The organism is Aliivibrio kagoshimensis, assembly GCF_050337105.1.
GTDB lineage: Bacteria > Pseudomonadota > Gammaproteobacteria > Enterobacterales > Vibrionaceae > Aliivibrio_A > Aliivibrio_A kagoshimensis.
This window is the reverse complement of sequence record NZ_JAKJSQ010000030.1, coordinates 21,054-40,496: the sequence shown is the minus strand read 5'-3', so window position 1 is coordinate 40,496 and position 19,443 is coordinate 21,054. Positions and strand designations below refer to the sequence as shown.

The following is a 19,443-nucleotide window of genomic DNA, read 5'->3' as shown; positions in this document are numbered from 1 at the left end:
AGAAGATGCGTAAATTCGTGGTAGGAATTGTGATAGTTTCATTGACAGCATGTTCAATGGGGCATCGAGAACCAGAAGAGATTAAACAGGCTTTAGACCAGTCAATTAATGATGCTAACAAACGCTCATTACAAGAGTTACCCGCTTCTGTTCAAGCGGACTTAATGCCTTCACTACATGCAGAGTCTAGTGATAGCCAAAAACTGCTTACTCGTTTTCGTATTCAAGCGAATGGCATTAGCGCAAAATCGTTCTTCGGCAGTTTAGTTAAAGGTACTGAGTACAGTGCGGTAATTCATCCAAAAGTGAGCGGTAACATTACGTTAAATTTAAATGATGTCACCATGGATGAAGCCTTGAATACCATTCAAGATATCTATGGGTATGAAATCAATAAGAAAGATAAAGTTATTCAGATATTCCCGGCGGGTCTAACTACGGTCTCCTTACCTGTTGATTATTTGCAGATGAAGCGAAAAGGGCGCTCTTTAACCTCTATTCGTACTGGTTCGATTACCAACAGTGATGATAACAACTACAGTAGTTCATCTGACAGTGATTCTGATAGTGATAATTCTTCAAGCAGTAGCTCATCAAACAGCAGCACTGGAAACTCTAATACTACCGATGGCGGAACTGAAATAGAGACCGTGAGCGAAAGTGATTTTTGGACTCAGATTGAAAAGTCGATAGGCACGATGATTGGCTCAGGTAAAGGACGCAATGTGGTGGTAATGCCTCAAGCGAGTGTCATTACGGTTACTGCTTATCCTGATGAATTAAGAAAAGTGAAAGCGTTTTTAGGGCTGTCTCAACAACGTATGCAGCGCCAAGTGGTGCTTGAAGCTAAGTTATTAGAAGTGACGTTAAGTGATGGTTATCAACAAGGGATTAACTGGTCAAACATAAGCAGTTCAATTGGTGGTACTACCATCGGTATTTCACAGGATCTTGTGAGCTCAACGTTACCAGGTATGGATGCGATTGGCACTTTACTGGGCGGCCAAACTAACATTACGGTTTCTGATGGTAACTTTTCTGCAGTCATGAGTTTTATGGATACTCAAGGTGACTTGAATGTGTTATCCAGCCCAAGAGTGACTGCAATTAATAACCAAAAAGCGGTGATTAAGGTTGGTACTGATGAGTATTATGTTACTGATGTATCAAGTGTTACTGGCAGCAGTGATAATTCAAATGCCTCTCCAGATGTTGAACTTACACCATTCTTTTCTGGTATCTCTTTAGATGTGACACCGCAAATTAGTGATGATGGCCAGGTTCTTTTGCATGTACACCCAGCGGTTATTGATGTCGAGACAGAGATCAAAGAGATTAATCTTGGAGATGTTGGCGGTATTTTACAGCTCCCTCTAGCCAAAAGCTCGATTCGAGAGTCTGATTCCATCATTCGTGCAAAAGATGGAGATGTTGTGGTGATAGGTGGCTTGATGAAGTCGCAAACGGTTGACCAAGTGTCGAAGGTACCTTTATTTGGGGATATTCCTGGATTAGGACATTTATTTAGAAATGTAACAAAACTAACCGTAAAAACCGAGTTGGTGATTCTGTTAAAACCCACCATTGTTGGCGTAGATACGTGGCAGCAAGAGATTGAGAAGTCTCGCGATATGCTACAAGAGTGGTTCCCGGATGAGTAAAGAGTAGTTTGTATGTATGAAGCACATTATGGGCTGAGCCAACTTCCTTTTACGTTGACACCTAATACGTCACTGTTTCATGGCCTTATACCACATTATGAAGCGATTCAAACCGTTCTTGCTGCCATAAAAATGGGAGAGGGCGTAATGAAGGTAACGGGTGAAGTCGGTACAGGAAAGACCTTAGTGTGCAGAATGCTTATCAATCAACTGCCTGCTGATATTGAACTCATATATCTACCCAATCCAGTTATGGATGGCCATGAACTTCGGCAAGCGATGGCAAAAGAGTTATGGCTGGATACGAGTGGCGATGGTTATGCATTGCTGGATCGAATCCACGAAAAGCTGATTGATCTTCAAGCGAAAGGTAAATCAATTGTTGTGCTAATCGATGAAGCACAAGCATTGAGTGATGAGACTTTAGAGACGCTTAGATTATTTGGAAATCTAGAGACGGATTACAAAAAACTGTTACAGATTGTTCTATTTGGTCAACCAGAATTGAATGACAGGTTAATGCAGCATAATTTAAGGCAATTTAGACAAAGAATCACATTCTCAGCAGATTTGAGAGCGCTCTCGTTATCTGAAACGGTGGCTTATATTGACTTTCGTATCGAACAGTCAGGTGGAGGAAAGAGTCTATTCCCACTCTCCTATAAAAAAGCGGTTTGGATTGCCAGCGGTGGAATACCAAGGGTCGTTAATAAAATATGTCATAAAGCGCTGCTATTAGGCTTTACTCATCACCGTTCAGCATTAATTCGTGATGATATTTATCATGCGATTGTTGATACTTCAGATACTTTGAAACCTAAATACCGATTCCCATTATTGTGGGGGTGGAGCTAATAATGAGTGCAATTAATCAAGCCTTATCAGATTTAGATAAGCAGCCTCAAAGCGATGACATGAAGCAGCCATTAATTAAGGCTGAAGTGAAAGAGGTTCGTCGAACCGGTAAAATTAGCGCGTTATTAAGTGCTGCCATTTTATCACTGCTACTAGGAGGCTGGGCAGTAAGTAGTACGCTTAAGCAGCCAAAGGAAGCGCAGATTACACCATTGAAAGGTGACACGGAGATAGCCAGTGTCGCTTCACAATCGGTTGAATTAGTAGAAAATGAGCCGTCAACGAAGCCCTCTCCAACACATAGACAGGTTAATTCAGAAATAGAGATCTATGACAAACCAGATTTGATACTGATTAAGCAGACAGTGATAGACAAAAAAGAGACCATTAAACAACGTGACTCTACTGTTGTGAAACCGGCGTTAATAGAGCCCATTTCGATTGCTGCGGTTGAGTCACCGAAAAAAAGAGCCATGCCGGCAATAATGCTGAAAGAGAGTATGAGTGTACAGCAGGTAGAGTTAACGCCTTCTGAACTGGCTAAGAAAGCGGTTGCTCTAGCTGAAAAAGCGCTTGAGGCGAATGACTCTGTAGCGGCAATCAAAGCATACAATGAAGCGCTCGGATATGTACCTAGTGATGAACGCTCAAGAATGAAAATGTCAGCATTGCTGTATGGTAAGAAGCAGTTGCAAGAGTCAGTTAAAGTGTTGCAGCAAGGGATCAAAAGAGATAATGACAGTATCAAACTTCGTTATGCTTTGGCTCAGTTACTGGTTAAAGAGGAACAACCTGAAGCGGCTTTATCGGTGCTTGAATATGTTCCACTCAATGTCACCATTGAATATATTGCATTAAGAGGGGCTCTGGCTCAGCAGATCAAACACAATGATTTAGCGATTGAAAGTTACCGTATGTTGGTAGAGAATGAGCCCGAAAATGGCCGCTGGTGGTTAGGTTTGGCGATTACCTTAGAACGAAATGGGGAACTATCCCAGGCACTGGCTGCTTATCAGAAGTCCATGCTCAATGCCGGGTTATCATCAAGCTCTCAAGCATTTGCAAGAGATAGAGTCGCGATCTTATCTGAGCCTGATACAACAACTAACGAGGGAGTAGAGTAATGCAAATCAAGCTACGAAAAAGACTTGGTGACCTTTTAGTTGAAGAGGGAATTGTTTCAGAAGAGCAAGTATCACAAGCGCTAGTGGCCCAAAAAAGTAGTGGCCGAAAACTAGGTGCAACCTTAATTCAGCTAGGTTTTTTAACCGAAAAGAAGATGCTAGATTTCCTATCTCAGCAGCTCTCCATTCCGCTTATCGATCTTAATCGTGCTGAAATTGATGCCTCTGTGGTGCAGTTATTACCTGAAGTGCATGCTCGTCGTTTAAGAGCGCTAGTGATCAGCCAAAATGGAAATACATTACGTGTTGCGATGAGTGATCCCGCGGATCTTTCTGCCCAAGAAGCGGTATTAGGTCAATTGCAGCAATACCGTATTGAGTTGATTATTGCTTCAGAAAAACAGCTCGTTGACAGTTTTGATCGCTATTATCGTCGGACTAAACTGATCGCCTCATTTGCGGAACAGCTTCAGGCTGAGCATGATGATGACGCGGGCGAAGAGTTTGATTTTTCGTTTAGCAGTGAAGAGAGCGAAGAAGTTACGGTTGTTAAACTGATCAATTCTCTATTTGAAGATGCGGTTCAAGTGGGGGCATCGGATATTCATATCGAGCCAGATTCTAATGTGTTGCGTATTAGGCAGCGTGTGGACGGTGTCTTATCTGAAACTCTGCTCAACGAAGTAAATATCGTCTCAGCGTTGGTTCTGCGTTTAAAGTTGATGGCCAACCTCGATATTTCTGAGAAGCGATTACCACAAGATGGGCGTTTTAATATCAAGGTTCGTGGACAGTCTGTCGATATTCGTATGTCAACCATGCCAGTCCAACATGGCGAGTCGGTGGTGATGCGTCTGTTAAACCAATCTTCCGGTATTCGACCACTTGAAGAGTCAGGTATTCCTGCTGAGATGTTAGTGTCGTTAAGAAAACAACTTCGCAGACCCTATGGCATGATTTTAGTGACAGGGCCTACGGGGTCCGGTAAAACGACCACACTTTATGGTGCGCTGAATGAACTCAACCAGCCTGGTAAAAAGATCATTACCGCAGAGGATCCTGTCGAATACCGTCTCTCACGTATTAACCAAGTACAGATCAATCCTAAGATTAATTTGGATTTCTCAACGGTCCTTCGAACCTTCTTACGTCAAGACCCCGATATTATTCTGATCGGTGAGATGCGTGACCAAGAGACGGTTGATATTGGACTAAGGGCGGCATTAACTGGTCACTTAGTCTTGTCGACACTGCATACCAATGATGCCGTAGACAGTGCCATCAGAATGATCGACATGGGGGCCCCGGGTTATTTAGTCGCCAGTGCAGTTAGAGCGGTTCTGGCTCAACGATTAGTGCGCAAAGTATGTCCGGAGTGTGCGCAAGTAGATCCGCTTGATGAAGCGCGTAAAAGTTGGCTTGAAACCCGGTTTCCTCGGCAAGTTAATGCCATTTTTAAACGTGGTGCAGGTTGTCAAAACTGTAATTTAACTGGATATCGTGGCCGAGTTGGTGTTTTTGAACTGCTGGAGTTCGATCAAGATATGATGGACTGCTTAAAAAGTAATGATGCAGTGAGTTTTAATAAAAAGGCTCGTGAAAACAAAGATTATAAACCACTGCTCGTGTCTGCGATGGAACATGCGTTAACCGGTTTGGTCAGTTTAGATGAAGTGATGGCACTCGGAGAAGCAAACTCTGCCAGTGCGATTGAACCCATCATGATGTGATTGAGATAAAGAATGGCCAGTTTTAAATATCAAGGGCGAAATGCCAAAGGTGCGGTGGTAAAAGGGGTGCTGGAATCAGCATCGCAAGAGTCCGCGGTCGAAAAGTTAATGAATGATGGCATTATTCCGACCGCTATTGATGAGCATGTCGAGTCTGCTGCTTTCTCATCGATTGATTTTTCGAACCTGCTTAAAACCCCAATGCCTTTAGATGTGTTGGTTATCTTTTGTCGTCAGTTGTACAGCTTAACGAAAGCGGGCGTACCTCTTCTGCGTTCGATGAGAGGTTTATCTCAAAGTACAACGAATAAAGAGTTAAAAAACACGTTAGAAGCCGTGACTGCCGATTTAACTAACGGGCGTAGCTTGTCATCATCAATGCAACAGCACCCATTGGTTTTTGGCCCTCTATTTGTCTCTATGATTCATGTTGGTGAAAATACCGGTCGCTTGGATCTCTCCTTAAAGCAGCTTGCCGATTATTTTGAGCAAGAGATGGAGACCCGGAAAAGAATTAAATCGGCAATGCGTTATCCGTCGTTTGTCATTATTGCTTTAGTGATAGCGATGGTGATTCTTAATTTAGAAGTGATTCCGCAGTTTGCCACGATGTTTGCTCGTTTTGAGGTAGAGTTGCCGTTGCCAACTCGATTCCTAATAGGGATGTCCAATTTCTTTGTCAACTATTGGCCAATGATGTTAGCTGCAACTTTTGGTGCAGGCTTTGCATTTAAAGCTTGGATACGAGGTGCTCAGGGCAGAGAGACTTGGGACAAAATACAGTTAAGGATACCGATTGTAGGGGATATTACCAATCGTGCTCAAATGTCACGTTTTGCACGTACGTTTGCTTTGATGTTGAAATCGGGGGTGCCACTGAATCAATCAATTACACTTTCCGCTGAGTCTCTAGGTAACAAATATTTAGAGAACCGTCTAGATGAGATGCGAAGAGGCATCGAAGCGGGTAACAGTGTTGCTGTCACCGCAGCGCAGACCAATATCTTTACGCCTTTGGTTCTGCAGATGATATCGGTCGGTGAAGAGACGGGACAGATTGATGACCTGCTGTTTGAAGTGTCTGATTTTTATGACAGAGAAGTGGACTATGATCTGAAAACATTAACCGCTCGTATTGAACCACTGTTGTTAGTCGTAGTGGCTGGAATGGTCTTAGTGCTTGCTTTGGGTATATTCCTACCGATGTGGAATTTACTGGACGTTGTCAAAGGTTAGCTAGCTTCATCACACTGAATAATAAACAAAGTATACATAAATATTAGAACGGAGTAGTGTGTGATATTGTTTCAATTTTTACATGGCTCTGACGAAGTGCTGTGTTAAAAGCGTAGCATTATTGCATTGAGAACGTTTCAACCGTTAGTTAATTAAAGAGAGATAAAATGAAAAAACAAGCTGGTTTTACCCTAATTGAATTAGTGGTTGTGATTGTTATTCTAGGTATTCTTGCCGTGACTGCAGCACCTAAGTTTTTAAATTTACAAACCGATGCACGATCTTCTGCTCTGCAAGGTTTGAAGGGAGCGATGCAGGGGGCTTCTAGTATTGTTTATGCTAAGTCAGCCATTGAAGGCGAAGAGACTAAAAACAGTGGTCTAGCGGGTGATATTACAACAGCTTATGGCTACCCTACTGGTGACGATAGCGGTATTGGTAAAGCTGTGACTGGTCTGAGTGATTGGGATAAATTAACCACTGCTGTCAGTGGTGCTGATATCTCATACAGCTTTGATGGTAACTCAAAAGCGGACTGTAGTGTCTCATATACTGCCGTTTCGACTAGTGGTGGCGTGCCAACCATTGAAGTTGCTGAGAGTGGCTGTTAAAACATAAACCCATTAACTATTATTTAGCCAGCTTGATTGCTGGCTTTTTTATGCGAATTGTGAATATAGATTGTTGTATTGGTACGCCGTTTTGTATTACTATTATAATTCAGACAAAGTATTATTAATGAAACAGCTTACAAGGTGATGGTAATGAAGAAACAAAGTGGTTTTACTCTAATTGAGTTAGTAGTAGTTATTGTTATTTTAGGTATTTTAGCTGTGACAGCCGCACCTAAGTTTCTTAATCTACAGAGTGATGCACGTAAATCGGCACTGCAAGGTCTAAAAGGTGCGATGCAAGGCGCTGGTACCATCGTATACGCCAAAGCGGCGATTGATGGCAAAGAAACATCAACAACAGCAGTTGATGTTGCGGGTATTATGGCTATTTATGGATACCCTACAGCAACTTCTGCAGGTATTGGCGCTGCAGTTCCTGGCCTTTATACTGATTGGACAGAACTTACTTCTGGTGTGTTTACTTTTAAAGACGCCACTGAAACTGAATGTGCAGTGACCTATGTCGCCCCGACTGCAGTAGGTGTTCCAACAATCACTATTGATGATGACAAATGCTAACTAAATTTAAATGATGATTAGGCCTGCTTTTTAGCAGGCCTTTTTTATGCCTGAATAATATTGAAATGACTGCAATGAATGGTAGGCATAAGTATTCATTATGGCTATTTGTGGCAGTTCTCACTAAAAAAACGATAATTTTATTGATTTAGTTCAGGATTGGACTTTAAGCTCTTGCTGTAACGGCTTGGCATTGGTACATTTAGCAGAGTATTGATATTAACCCGCTTTTAGGATTTACGAAGATTATGTTTAAAAAACTTCGTGGCATGTTTTCAAATGATCTCTCTATTGATCTAGGTACTGCCAACACACTGATTTATGTAAAAGGACAAGGTATTGTTCTTGATGAGCCATCTGTAGTAGCCATTCGACAGGATCGTTCAGGTTCTACTAAGAGTGTTGCAGCTGTTGGGCATGAAGCGAAGCAGATGCTAGGTAGAACGCCTGGAAATATCTCCGCGATTCGTCCAATGAAAGATGGCGTTATTGCTGATTTTTATGTCACTGAAAAGATGCTCCAGCACTTTATTAAACAGGTACATGACAACAGCATTTTACGACCTAGTCCTCGCGTTTTGGTCTGTGTTCCTTGCGGTTCCACCCAAGTTGAGCGTCGAGCAATTCGCGAATCAGCGCAAGGTGCTGGTGCGCGCGAAGTCCACTTGATTGATGAGCCTATGGCGGCGGCTATTGGTGCTGGCCTTCCGGTTTCGGAAGCGACGGGGTCTATGGTGGTTGATATCGGTGGTGGTACCACTGAAGTAGCCGTTATCTCACTGAATGGCGTGGTCTATTCCTCTTCAGTACGAATCGGTGGTGATCGCTTTGATGAAGCGGTGATTAACTATGTTCGTCGTAATTACGGCAGTTTGATCGGTGAAGCAACCGCTGAACGTATTAAACATGAAATTGGGTCGGCTTACCCAGGTGATGAAGTAGGTGAAATAGAAGTTCGTGGTCGTAACCTTGCTGAAGGTGTACCTCGTAGCTTTACCTTGAACTCCAATGAGATCCTAGAAGCATTACAAGAGCCTCTAACCGGTATTGTTTCTGCTGTTATGGTTGCTCTTGAGCAGTGTCCACCAGAGTTAGCGTCTGATATTTCAGAGCATGGAATGGTACTAACAGGCGGTGGTGCGCTGCTGAGAGATCTTGACCGTCTATTGACCGAAGAGACTGGAATTCCGGTTGTGGTTGCTGAAGATCCACTTACTTGTGTTGCTCGTGGTGGCGGTAAAGCTCTCGAAATGATTGATATGCACGGTGGTGATCTCTTCAGTGAAGAGTAAGTTCCAAACTTACCAATTAGGTTATATGCAATGAAGCCAATTTTTGGTAGAGGACCCTCTCTACAATTACGCTTGTTTATTGCGGTAATTATATCGGCCAGCTTAATGCTGGCCGATAGTCGTTTAAATACATTCTCAGATGTACGATATTTCCTCAATAGCTTAGTCGCCCCGCTGCAATATGCTGCAAATCTACCACGAACCATGTTTGATGGTATGTATGATCGTTTTAGCAGTCATCAGCAGTTAATGGATCGCAACGTCAGCATGCAACGAGAGATGTTGGTGTTAAAAAGTGATCTTATTTTGCTAAAACAGCTGCAGCAAGAGAATGGCCGATTGCGAGACCTGCTCGGTTCTCCATTTATTCGTGATGAGCGAAAGATGGTTGCTGAAGTGATGGCGGTAGATTCTGACCCTTATAAACACCAAGTGATGATCGATAAAGGGTTAATAGATGGTGTCTATTTAGGCCAACCTGTCATCAATGACAAAGGGATCGTTGGCCAAGTTATCTATGTTGGAGCTCACAACAGTCGTGTGCTGTTACTGATCGATGCAAACAACGCCATTCCTGTGCAAGTCGTGAGAAATGATATTCGAGTGATAGCCTCAGGTAGTGGTCAGATGGAAGAGTTGCACCTGGAACATATCCCCACCAGTACCGACATCCGAATTGGTGACATGTTAGTCAGTTCGGGTTTAGGGGGGCGGTATCCAGAAGGGTATCCGGTCAGTTATGTCACCAACGTAGAGTTGGATAATAAACGCCCGTTTGCAAGAGTAACGACTGAACCTGCCGTCGAGTTTGATCGCCTTCGGTACCTTCTTCTTGTTTGGCCGACAGAACCCGAGGTCGATTTAGCCCTCCCCGAGGAAGAAGAGACATCTTTGCCTGACACTGCGAAAGAGGTAAAAGAGAGTGGCGAATAGATATACCAAAGGCCGATTGGTTATTTGGACCTCAATTTTGATTGCGCTGATATTTCAAGCAGCACCATGGCCTGGAACCTTAGAGGTTCTGCGTCCTTCATGGGTATTACTAGTGATGTTCTATTGGGTATTGGCACTGCCACATCGAGTGAATGTTGGCACCGCAATGATCATTGGATTGCTGTGGGATCTTATTTTGGGTTCCACCTTAGGTGTGCGCGGAATGATGATCGCTATTGTGGTGTACATTGTCGCATTGAACTTTCAAGTGTTGCGTAATATGGCGTTATGGCAGCAAGGGGTTCTGTTTGGTGGACTTACCATGGTCGCCAAAATTCTGGAGTTCTTTGGTGAGTATTTAGTCAGTGATGTTGTATTTAACCCACACCTTTTATGGTCGGGTGTGATTAACGCAATATTGTGGCCTTGGATGTTCTTATTAATGCGCCGAATCCGTCGTCATTGGTCAATTCGATAGTAGGTAAAATATGGAAACCTTGGATCTCTATCTCGCTTCAGGCTCACCTCGTCGAAAAGAGCTACTGCAACAACTGGGTTATCAGTTTGATATCCTTAAAGTGGATGTCGAAGAGAAACAACAACAGGGCGAAACTGCCTCAGACTATGTGGAACGCCTAGCTCAAGATAAAGCGCAAGCGGGCGTGAATGCGATTCAAACCTTAACTCCTGTACTTGGGGCCGATACGATTGTTGTGGTGGACAGTCGAGTATTAGAAAAACCCCGCGACCTAGATGATGCGAAAGAGATGTTGATGCTGTTGTCAGGAAGAGAGCATCAGGTGATGACGGCGGTTTGTATTGCCAATAAACATAAAACAGCCACGGTTTTAGTTACGACCTCAGTCTGGTTTAAGCCTCTTTCAGAACAAGAGATTATTAGCTATTGGCACAGTGGAGAACCCTGTGACAAAGCGGGCGGTTACGGTATTCAAGGGGTAGGCGGCAAGTTCGTCACTCGTATTGAAGGTAGTTATTACGCCGTGGTTGGATTGCCCTTAATGGAAACTGACCAGCTATTGACAGAATTTAAACATATTTAGGAAGGTTCACTATGAGTACAGAGTTATTGATCAATGTGACACCGAGTGAAACACGCGTCGCGATGATTGAGAGTGGCGTTCTTCAAGAAATCCATGTCGAGAGAGAATCAAAACGAGGCATTGTCGGCAATATTTATAAAGGAAAAGTCAGTCGAGTACTACCTGGCATGCAGGCGGCTTTTATTGACATCGGTTTAGAAAAAGCCGCATTTTTGCACGCTTCAGATATTGTTCCTCATACCGAATGTGTTGCTGAAAATGAGAAGCGTCAGTTTCAAGTTAGAGATATCTCTGAGCTAGTCCGTCAAGGTCAGGATATCGTCGTGCAAGTGGTTAAAGATCCACTTGGTACAAAAGGGGCACGTTTAACCACCGATATCACTCTGCCATCGCGTTATTTAGTCTTTATGCCAGGGGCAAGCCATGTGGGAGTTTCTCAGCGAATTGATAGTGAAAAAGAGCGAGAACGACTAAAGAAAACAGTCTCATCTTACTGTGATGCCACAGGGGGCTTTATTATCCGCACAGCGGCAGAAGGTGCGTTAGAAGCTGAGATGTCTCAGGATGCTAAATTCTTGAAAAGATTGTGGCAGAAGATCATCGAACGAAGAAAAAAATACAAAACTAAGTCAATGCTTTATGGTGAATTAGGTCTGGATCAACGTATCTTACGTGATTTTGTAGGAACTGAACTGGACAACATTCTGGTTGATTCAAAAATGGCTTTTGAGAAGCTGTCTGAGTTTACCTCTGAATTTGTGCCTGAATTAACGGAGAAATTGCAATATTACTCAGGTAATAAGCCAATTTTTGATATGTATGAAACTGAGAATGAGATCCAACGGGCGCTTGATCGTAAAGTTGAATTGAAATCAGGCGGATACTTAATCATTGATCAGACAGAAGCGATGACAACGGTTGATATTAATACTGGTGCCTTTGTTGGACGAAGAAACCTAGAAGAGACTATATTTAATACTAATATCGAAGCGACACAAGCGATTGCAAGACAGCTTCGCCTTAGAAATTTAGGTGGCATTATCATCATCGATTTCATTGACATGATTTCCGATGAACATCGTAGTCGAGTGTTAAACTCACTGGATGTCGCATTAAGTTATGACCGAGTAAAAACCAATATTAATGGTTTCTCTCAGTTAGGCTTGGTCGAGATGACCCGTAAAAGAACCCGTGAGAGTATTGAACATGTTTTATGTTCTCAGTGTCCGACCTGTGAAGGACGCGGTGCAGTTAAAACCATAGAAAGTGTCTGTTATGAAGTCTTGAGGGAGATCACCCGGGTAAACCGAGCTTATGACGCCGATAAATTTGTCGTTTACGCCTCATCCTCAGTGGCTGACGCCTTAGAGGGGGATGAGTCCCATGCTCTTGCTGAATTAGAGGTCTTTATTGGTAAGCAGGTTAAAGTCCAAGCAGAGCCGCTTTATATCCAAGAACAGTTTGATGTAGTGATGATGTAAGAGAGAACAATAGGTGCTTTCAACGACGATCCGAATAGAACGCTTTGTAATGTGGCTGCTGCTCACTATTTTTGTAGTGGCAGCACTCTCTATTACCGCTTTAAGAGTGGCGTTGCCGAAACTTAACCAGTATCAAGTCGAGATTCAAACTTGGCTATCGGATCGAACTGGCTTTGAAGTGACTATTGATTCTGTACAGGGGCGCTGGCGCAATACCAACCCCTCTTTAAATTTATCGGGTCTAAAAGTCGTTGTTCCAGGCAGTGATAAGCTTTTATTGGATATCGATAATATTGAAGTTCAAGCTAACCTCTTATCATCACTGCTTATTTGGAAACCGCAGCTTGCCGATTTGAGGCTTTCAGGGGTAAAGGCGGACTTCACTGAACTGCCAGGTCAGAATGCATCGTCCTCCACCTCTGCCGGAAACTCACTTTTTGACAATATTGAACAGATATTTTTAGTTCAACTCGTTCATTTCTCTCTGTCTGACTCGCAAGTTACCTTTACCTCATTAAGTGGTGAAGAGCGCTCATTGGATATCAACTCGCTAAAGTGGAAAAATGCAGAGAGAACGCACCTCGTTGAGGCGACGTTAAGCATTGCTGATAGTGAATTGAATCGATTAAAAGTGATCGCTAATTTCAGCGAAAAAGGGACCATAGATTCACTGGACGGTGATTTTTACCTACAAGCTAATGATATTCAAGTTACCCCCTGGCTAAACCGCTATCTACAAGATGAAACGGGTATTACTACGGGAGATCTAAGCATAGAAGCTTGGGCAAGTTTGCAAGGTGGGCAACCGATAGATGCCATGGTTCAAGTGTCACCTTCGTTGATTGAGTGGAAGGATGGCAAGCGCGAACACTCATTGGCTATTCAAAATGGCTTGCTACAGCTGTTTCCGACCGAAGCGGGTTGGGATGTTTACGCTTCAAAGCTGAATATTGAAAGCGATAAGAACAGATGGCCTGAACTGTCCGCCGCATTCTCTTGGAGTCACGATCAGTGGTTGCTTAACATCAATGAGCTGTCGTTGGATAGGATCAAGCCCCTCATTTCACTTATTCCTGAATCAGCATCGATAGATAACTGGATTAAAACATTAGGACCACAAGGCCAAGTTGGTGATGTGCGCATTGCAAAAAGAGATCAGGAAGAGCCCTATTTTTCTGCGTCTATCACTCAGTTTGGTATTCAACAGTGGGAGTTATTACCAGAAGTTCATAAACTGAATATTCAACTGGCAGGCAACACTGAAAAAGGTGAAGCGAAGGTGACACTGCTGGATGATAAACTTCCTTATGGTGAGGTGTTCCAAGCCCCTTTGAACATTAAATATGGGGAGGTCATGGCTTACTGGACTCTCAGCAACGATGGCTGGCAGTTGTGGTCAGATAAAATTGATGTGACAACCCCCGATTTGCAAGCGATAGGTGAGTTTAGGCTGGATTTTCCCTATGAGAGCTCAGCGGTCCTCTCTTTTTATGGTGAAGTGGATGCTTATAACGCAGGGGAAACATGGCGTTACCTACCGACGTTAGCTCTCGGCCAATCACTGACTGATTACCTATCCACTGCAATTCAAGGGGGAAAAGCAAAAACAGCTCAACTGCTATGGTATGGCGAGTTAGCGGATTTTCCATATGAAAAAAATGATGGAATTTTTCAAATTGAAGTGCCCCTGCAAGAGGCGAAATTTAGTTTTGATACGGCGTGGCCAACCATAGAGGATCTTCAGCTTGATCTTACCTTTAAAAATGCCGGCATGTATTTTGATTCCCGCTCCGCCAAATTGATGGATGTGGAAGCGACCCGAGTTATTGGTGTAGTGGAAGAACTAGGTGAAGAGGGGCGCTTGATGATCACGGCCAATGCCAAGTCTTCAGGGGAGTCCGTGAGAAATTACATGACGGCCAGCCCGTTAGTTGATTCCGTTGGTGTGGCGTTAACCACCTTTCAAGTGGAGGGTGATGTCACCACAGAATTTCAGCTTGATATTCCATTTGATGGTTCGGTAGTACGTTCTTGGGGATACGCTGATCTGAATAATAATCAAGTAGATATCCCTTTTCTTTCTATGGCGCTGTCATCGGTGACTGGACGGGTCAATTTTGATGATGATGTCATTAATGGGAAAGGACTAGAAGCTCTGCTACTTAAACAACCGATCTCTGTTGATTTTAATGGAGAAGATCGATCGAAAGGGTATGCGGTTGATATTAATGCTTCAGGACGTTGGAAAGTAGAACCGTTAAAACCCTATATTGATCATCAGGTTATGGCTCGTGTGAGTGGTGATATTGACTGGAACAGTAGCATCGATGTTCAGGTAGAAGATATTGGTTTCACTTATCAGGTCGATCTGCTAGCCAACCTACTTGACGTTGAAAGTTTCCTTCCTTATCCACTGAATAAATCACTCTCTGACAGTGGAAAGGCAAGAGTTCAAGTATCTGGTAATAAACAGGCTCTATCTGGACGAGTGACTTTGCCTCAAGCAAAATATCAAGCTGAGATCGATATCAGTGATCAAAAACCAGTGATTGATGCGAGTAATGTCGTCATTGGTAAGGGAAATTTTAAAGTCAGTCCTGTGGTGGGGCATTATGCATCAGTGAATGCGCCGCAGTTTAATATGGATGCGTGGTTTGATCTGTTCCCCCTCTTTTCTGATGTAACACCGTCGGCCTCTGCTGAGGGTAAATTACCAGTTATTCCTATGCCAGAGAAGATTGCTGTTAACGTTGAAGAGCTGACTCTAGCCAGTTTGCAATGGCATGATGTTGAGAGTGAAGCACGAAAAAAATCGTTAGGATGGTATGTTGCTCTTGATAGTCGAGAGGCAAAAGGTGAGTTGCGTTATCGTGAGGGCTCACCTTTAGTTGTTCAATTAGATAGCATGCATCTCTATCTGCCAGCATTAGATTCGGAGGGTGACGATAAGATACATCATGCTAAAAATGAGCAGCCGTTGATCTCTAAACTGGATAGTCAGTTGCATCAGTATATTCCGAGTTTAGATTTTTCGATTAAAGATGCATGGTTACAAGGGTATAAACTTGGCCAAGTAAATTTGCAATTGAGACGAGAGAAAGAGAAGTTGATCTGGCAAGAGTTTTCGGTGACCAGTGGTAAAAATCTCTTTCATTTGCAGGGGCAGTGGAGTTTAAATGAGCAGAAAAATTACTCACATTCAGATTTTAACCTAACCATTAAAGGTGAAAATAACTCTGAACTCTCCGAACGTTTCGGTATTAGCTCGGGCATCCAAAAAGCCCCATTCTCTGCAACGGCTAATCTGGATTGGGATGGTACGCTGTGGTCGATGCGAGTGGATACGTTAAATGGTAATGTCAAAACGAAATTTGGCAGTGGGACGATTACCGATGTCAAAGGTGCGGCAAGATTATTAGGACTATTTAGTTTAGATTCGATCATTCGTAAAATGAAATTAGATTTCACCGATGTGTTTGATGAGGGAATGGCGTTTAACTCGATTACTGGTGATGGAAAGATGCATAAAGGGGTGTTTGTCAGTAATAATTTAATCATGGATGCTGTGGCTGGCGAGATGGTCATTAAAGGCAGAGCCGATTTGAATACACGATTGGTTGATGCCGAAGTGAAATTCACGCCCGATTTAACATCAGGGATTCCGATTTTAACTGCATTTGCCGTCACTCCCGTAACAGCCCTGTATGTCTTAGCGGTTACGACTGCTTTATCTCCAGTTATTGATGTCATTACTCAAGTTCAATATGAAGTAAAGGGGCCTTTAGATGCTCCTACCGTTAAAGAGTTATCAAGAAGCAAAGGCGAATACCGTTTGTCTGAAGATGAGTTGAAATCAGGTCAGTAGTATCTGGTGCTGGTTAAATTGTCTTGCGACGATGAATTATAGGGATTGGAATAATGGCAAAAGTAGGTGTGGTCCAAATGTGCTCAGGCGCGGATCCTGACAGAAATTTACAACAACTCAGACGCAGTTTAAATGGACTTCATTTGCAAGGTGCTGAGCTGGTGGTCACGCCAGAAAATTCCATTGTATTTGGGTCATCTGGAGAGTATGAACGCTATGCTGAGCCGTTAGATAATGGACCGATTCAATCTGAACTTAAAGAGATGGCGAGCCATTTTGAACTCTGGTTAATTGTGGGCTCGTTACCCATTCGGAAAAGTAACGGTAAGATCGCGACCACCTGTTTGGTGATTGATGATAGCGGTGAAATAAGAGCTTCATATGAAAAGCTTCATATGTTTGACGTGGACGTGGAAGACAAGCATCACAGCTACCGAGAATCGGATACCTTTGAAGCGGGAGAGGCCATTAAACTGGTCGATACCCCAATTGGTAGAGTAGGATTATCGATCTGTTATGATGTGAGGTTCCCACACTTATACAGTGAATTAAGACGTCAAGGCGCAGATATTATCGTGGTGCCAGCAGCTTTTACTAAAGTGACTGGTAGGGCGCATTGGGATGTGCTGTTGCGAGCGAGAGCGATTGAAACGCAGTGCTGGGTTATTGCTGCTGCTCAATGGGGGGAACACAATGCTGAGCGTGAGACTTGGGGTCATTCCATGATTATTGACCCGTGGGGAAGCATTGATAAAGAACAAAAAGAGGGGACCGGTGTGTTGGTTTCCGATATAGATATTGAGATGAGTAATACTATTAGGCAACGAATGCCAATTACTGATCATGTCCGCTTTGAAAGTAGCATTAAGTTAATCAAAAAAAATTAAGAGAATCTCAATGAGTTCATACAGTGTAGAGCAAACGTTATTAGAACAGTCAGGGCTTGGCCAAGAAGAGCTAAGTCAAACGTTAAGTATAATTACATCTCGACAAGTTGATTACGCGGATATCTTCTTTCAGTCTTGCTGGCACGAATCTTTAGTACTTGAAGAGAGTATTATTAAAGATGGATCCTTTAATATTGATAGAGGGTTAGGTGTTAGAGCCGTTGCGGGTGAAAAAACAGGTTTTGCCTATTCCGATCAGATTAACTTAGCATCTTTACAACAGAGTGCTAAAGCGGCACGAGGTATTGTGCATCAAGGGGCCGATGGCAAAGTGAAAACCTTTGCACCATCAACATCAAGTGGTATCTATGCGCCAATGGATCCTCTCAAAAGTTTAGACAAACAGGCGAAAATAGCTCTGCTTGAGGAGATAGATCGTTACATCAGAACGAAAGAGCCTTTAATTCAAGAGGTCTCCGCCAGTATTAACGGCGTTTATGAAGAGGTGCTAGTAGCAGCAACGGATGGCACATTTGCGTCAGACGTTAGGCCTTTGGTTCGTTTATCTATCAGTGTATTGATACAGAAAGGTGATAAGCGAGAGAGAGGCAGTGCTGGCGGTGGTGGACGCTACGGTTATGATCACTTCCTTAATGTGGAAGGAGACAAAACGGTTGCACTGCATTTTGCTGATGAAGCGATACGTCAAGCATTAGTTAATTTAGAAGCCGATGCGGCACCTGCTGGAACCATGCCGGTCGTATTGGGTTCTGGTTGGCCAGGTGTGTTGCTGCATGAAGCCGTTGGACATGGACTTGAAGGCGATTTTAACCGCAAAGAGTCATCAGTATTCTCGGGTAAAGTGGGAGATAAGGTTACTTCTTCACTGTGTACTATTGTGGATGATGGAACGCTTGTTAATCGTCGAGGTTCATTGAATATTGATGATGAGGGCACGCCGTCGCAATACAACACACTGATCGAGAATGGTGTGCTGAAAGGGTATATGCAGGATAAACTGAACGCACGTTTAATGGGGGTTAACCCTACGGGGAATGGACGCCGTGAATCTTACGCTCACCTTCCTATGCCACGTATGACCAATACTTATATGTTACCAGGTGAACATACACCTGAAGAGATCATCTCAACGGTTGAGAAAGGGATCTACGCTCCGAATTTTGGTGGCGGACAGGTGGATATTACCTCTGGTAAGTTTGTCTTTTCAGCCTCTGAGGCTTATTTGATTGAAAATGGTAAGATCACCAGACCTATTAAAGGAGCGACATTAGTCGGCTCGGGCATTGAAGCGATGCAACAGGTCTCTATGGTTGGTAATGACTTGTCATTAGATCGCGGTGTTGGTGTGTGTGGCAAAGCAGGACAAAGCGTCCCTGTTGGTGTCGGCCAGCCGACACTGAAATTGGATGCATTGACTGTGGGTGGAACTGAATAGTTAATAGCCACTCTAGTTTCAGCAAAAAATGGTAATAAAAAAGAGCGATTAATCGCTCTTTTTTTGTATAAGACCTAGCCTAAATACGCTTTATTTAGTCGATAGCTCTTTTAATACCTGAAATATTTCACGAAATGCTTTAGGCGCCTTATTCTGAGTCTTCTCTTTCACAGCTTGACGAGCAAGCTGTCTAAAGCGTTGACGATCAGCATCTGGGTGCTGGTTCATCACCTCTTCAATTGCCGCATCACCTTCTGCAATAATTCGGTCTCGCATTGCTTCCATCTTATGCAGCTCAACAGTCGCTTGAGAGTGTTTATTGTGGTGTTTATCTAAGGCGGCTTGAATCGGCTCAGGGTCTTCAGAACGCATCAGTTTTCCAATACGTTGAAGTTGACGTCGTTTCGCTTCATTTTTAAAACGTTGTGCATCAACTACGGCATCAAAAAGGGTTTCAGATAGTGGAAAGTTAGCCAAAATACTGGGCTTGAGTTCAACCAGTTGTTCACCTAGCTTTTGCAAATCGTTCATGTCCTGCTTCATCTCGGTTTTACTGACCCAAATGATCTCTTCTTCCTCTTCCCAAGGCGCTTTTTGATTTTTACGGCTCATAGTTGCTCTTCTCGTAACAGTTTGATACCCATAAAAGGGTCTATGGCACTATTTTAG

At 43.3% G+C, this 19,443-nt stretch carries 16 protein-coding genes; 15 read left to right on the top strand and 1 reads right to left on the bottom strand.

The features are described 5' to 3' along the window. Positions 1–5 precede the first annotated feature (5 nt). The 15 genes from mshL (at position 6) to tldD (ending at position 18,774) form a co-directional block, all read left to right on the top strand. A complete protein-coding gene (gene mshL, locus L4C32_RS11495; RefSeq protein WP_428197024.1) occupies positions 6–1,661 on the top strand; it encodes a pilus (MSHA type) biogenesis protein MshL in 1,656 nt (551 codons plus the stop codon). A gap of 12 nt (positions 1,662–1,673) precedes the next feature. Then, entirely contained in the window at positions 1,674–2,516 is an 843-nt protein-coding gene (locus L4C32_RS11490) for an ExeA family protein (RefSeq protein WP_428197023.1), read from the top strand. A 2-nt stretch (positions 2,517–2,518) separates the two neighbouring features. Then, positions 2,519–3,640: a tetratricopeptide repeat protein gene (locus L4C32_RS11485; RefSeq protein WP_428197022.1), complete on the top strand. Its 1,122-nt coding sequence runs from the start codon at positions 2,519–2,521 to the stop codon at positions 3,638–3,640. Then, positions 3,640–5,370 carry a GspE/PulE family protein gene (locus tag L4C32_RS11480; protein WP_428197021.1) on the top strand — a complete coding sequence of 577 codons (1,731 nt, stop codon included), beginning with the start codon at positions 3,640–3,642 and terminating at the stop codon, positions 5,368–5,370. Before L4C32_RS11485 ends, L4C32_RS11480 begins: the two co-directional genes overlap by 1 nt. A gap of 12 nt (positions 5,371–5,382) precedes the next feature. Further along, a complete protein-coding gene (locus L4C32_RS11475; RefSeq protein ID WP_428197020.1) occupies positions 5,383–6,606 on the top strand; it encodes a type II secretion system F family protein in 1,224 nt (407 codons plus the stop codon). 167 nt (positions 6,607–6,773) lie between these two features. Continuing rightward, complete coding sequence (locus L4C32_RS11470; RefSeq protein WP_428197019.1) at positions 6,774–7,217, top strand: prepilin-type N-terminal cleavage/methylation domain-containing protein; 444 nt, start codon at positions 6,774–6,776, stop codon at positions 7,215–7,217. A gap of 153 nt (positions 7,218–7,370) precedes the next feature. Then, entirely contained in the window at positions 7,371–7,799 is a 429-nt protein-coding gene (locus L4C32_RS11465) for a prepilin-type N-terminal cleavage/methylation domain-containing protein (RefSeq protein WP_428197018.1), read from the top strand. Between the two features lie 248 nt (positions 7,800–8,047). Next, positions 8,048–9,091: a rod shape-determining protein gene (locus L4C32_RS11460; RefSeq protein WP_428197017.1), complete on the top strand. Its 1,044-nt coding sequence runs from the start codon at positions 8,048–8,050 to the stop codon at positions 9,089–9,091. A gap of 30 nt (positions 9,092–9,121) precedes the next feature. Next, complete coding sequence (gene mreC / locus L4C32_RS11455; protein ID WP_428197016.1) at positions 9,122–10,024, top strand: rod shape-determining protein MreC; 903 nt, start codon at positions 9,122–9,124, stop codon at positions 10,022–10,024. Continuing rightward, positions 10,014–10,502 (top strand): rod shape-determining protein MreD, encoded by a 489-nt coding sequence (gene mreD / locus L4C32_RS11450; protein WP_428197015.1) that lies wholly within the window; start codon positions 10,014–10,016, stop codon positions 10,500–10,502. The genes mreC and mreD overlap by 11 nt, the downstream gene beginning before the upstream one ends. A gap of 10 nt (positions 10,503–10,512) precedes the next feature. After that, positions 10,513–11,085, top strand: coding sequence for a Maf family protein (locus L4C32_RS11445; RefSeq protein WP_428197014.1), 573 nt, complete (start codon positions 10,513–10,515; stop codon positions 11,083–11,085). 11 nt (positions 11,086–11,096) lie between these two features. Then, positions 11,097–12,566 carry a ribonuclease G gene (gene rng / locus L4C32_RS11440; protein WP_428197013.1) on the top strand — a complete coding sequence of 490 codons (1,470 nt, stop codon included), beginning with the start codon at positions 11,097–11,099 and terminating at the stop codon, positions 12,564–12,566. Positions 12,567–12,579: 13 nt separating this feature from the next. Continuing rightward, positions 12,580–16,431, top strand: a complete 3,852-nt coding sequence (locus L4C32_RS11435) for a YhdP family protein (protein WP_428197012.1) — start codon at positions 12,580–12,582, stop codon at positions 16,429–16,431. Between the two features lie 53 nt (positions 16,432–16,484). After that, entirely contained in the window at positions 16,485–17,318 is an 834-nt protein-coding gene (locus L4C32_RS11430) for a carbon-nitrogen hydrolase family protein (protein WP_428197011.1), read from the top strand. 10 nt (positions 17,319–17,328) lie between these two features. Next, positions 17,329–18,774, top strand: coding sequence for a metalloprotease TldD (gene tldD / locus L4C32_RS11425; RefSeq protein WP_428197010.1), 1,446 nt, complete (start codon positions 17,329–17,331; stop codon positions 18,772–18,774). Positions 18,775–18,864: 90 nt separating this feature from the next. On the opposite strand, the gene yjgA is transcribed toward tldD, so the two are convergent. Next, complete coding sequence (gene yjgA, locus L4C32_RS11420; protein ID WP_428197009.1) at positions 18,865–19,386, bottom strand: ribosome biogenesis factor YjgA; 522 nt, start codon at positions 19,384–19,386, stop codon at positions 18,865–18,867. Between the last annotated feature and the right edge of the window lie 57 nt (positions 19,387–19,443).

Bases quoted from the DNA above. Each gene is read 5' to 3' on its own strand.
- mshL (WP_428197024.1), top strand. From the start codon at position 6: ATGCGTAAATTCGTGGTAGGAATTGTGATAGTTTCATTGACAGCATGT.
- L4C32_RS11490 (WP_428197023.1), top strand. From the start codon at position 1,674: ATGTATGAAGCACATTATGGGCTGAGCCAACTTCCTTTTACGTTGACA.
- L4C32_RS11485 (WP_428197022.1), top strand. From the start codon at position 2,519: ATGAGTGCAATTAATCAAGCCTTATCAGATTTAGATAAGCAGCCTCAA.
- L4C32_RS11480 (WP_428197021.1), top strand. From the start codon at position 3,640: ATGCAAATCAAGCTACGAAAAAGACTTGGTGACCTTTTAGTTGAAGAG.
- L4C32_RS11475 (WP_428197020.1), top strand. From the start codon at position 5,383: ATGGCCAGTTTTAAATATCAAGGGCGAAATGCCAAAGGTGCGGTGGTA.
- L4C32_RS11470 (WP_428197019.1), top strand. From the start codon at position 6,774: ATGAAAAAACAAGCTGGTTTTACCCTAATTGAATTAGTGGTTGTGATT.
- L4C32_RS11465 (WP_428197018.1), top strand. From the start codon at position 7,371: ATGAAGAAACAAAGTGGTTTTACTCTAATTGAGTTAGTAGTAGTTATT.
- L4C32_RS11460 (WP_428197017.1), top strand. From the start codon at position 8,048: ATGTTTAAAAAACTTCGTGGCATGTTTTCAAATGATCTCTCTATTGAT.
- mreC (WP_428197016.1), top strand. From the start codon at position 9,122: ATGAAGCCAATTTTTGGTAGAGGACCCTCTCTACAATTACGCTTGTTT.
- L4C32_RS11445 (WP_428197014.1), top strand. From the start codon at position 10,513: ATGGAAACCTTGGATCTCTATCTCGCTTCAGGCTCACCTCGTCGAAAA.
- rng (WP_428197013.1), top strand. From the start codon at position 11,097: ATGAGTACAGAGTTATTGATCAATGTGACACCGAGTGAAACACGCGTC.
- L4C32_RS11430 (WP_428197011.1), top strand. From the start codon at position 16,485: ATGGCAAAAGTAGGTGTGGTCCAAATGTGCTCAGGCGCGGATCCTGAC.
- tldD (WP_428197010.1), top strand. From the start codon at position 17,329: ATGAGTTCATACAGTGTAGAGCAAACGTTATTAGAACAGTCAGGGCTT.
- yjgA (WP_428197009.1), bottom strand. From the start codon at position 19,386: ATGAGCCGTAAAAATCAAAAAGCGCCTTGGGAAGAGGAAGAAGAGATC.